The sequence below is a fragment of the Mesorhizobium sp. M7A.F.Ca.CA.002.09.1.1 genome (assembly GCF_003998555.1).
GTDB classification, from domain to species: Bacteria; Pseudomonadota; Alphaproteobacteria; order Rhizobiales; family Rhizobiaceae; genus Mesorhizobium; species Mesorhizobium ciceri.
Map to the genome: position 1 here is coordinate 1 of NZ_RZRR01001613.1, position 449 is coordinate 449.

Annotated in this window: 1 protein-coding gene; it reads left to right on the forward strand. The window is 67.9% G+C overall.

The features are described from left to right. Positions 1 to 449: ABC transporter permease (locus EN994_RS34950; protein WP_164746605.1), on the forward strand; the 449-nt coding region annotated here is incomplete at both ends.

A 449-nucleotide genomic window follows, 5' to 3' on the forward strand; every position in this document is an offset into this window, starting at 1 on the left:
TTGCCATGCTCACCATCGGGTCGGGCACCACGCAGAAGGTCAAGGCCGACATCTCCAAGCTCGGCAGCAATCTGCTGGTCGTCCGCTCCGGTCGCCCGGCCGGTCCCGGTGGCCCGGGCGGGCTCGACCAGGTGGTGCGTCCGCTGGCCGAAAAGGAGCTGGCGGCGCTGGTTGCGCATCTGACTGGCGCCCGCGCCATTTCGCCGGCTTCGCAAAAGCAGGTCCGGGTCATCTTCGGCACCGAGAGCCTGACCTCGGGCGTCACCGGCACCGACAGCGCCTATCTCGATGCGCGCGACTGGAAACTGGTGTCGGGCCGCCCGTTCAGCGATTCCGAAACCCGCTCGGGCACAGGCGTGTGCCTGATCGGCGAGACGGTGCGCCAACAATTCTTCGGCGCTGGCGATCCCGAGGGCGAGATCATCCGCGTCAACCGCACCTCCTGCAAG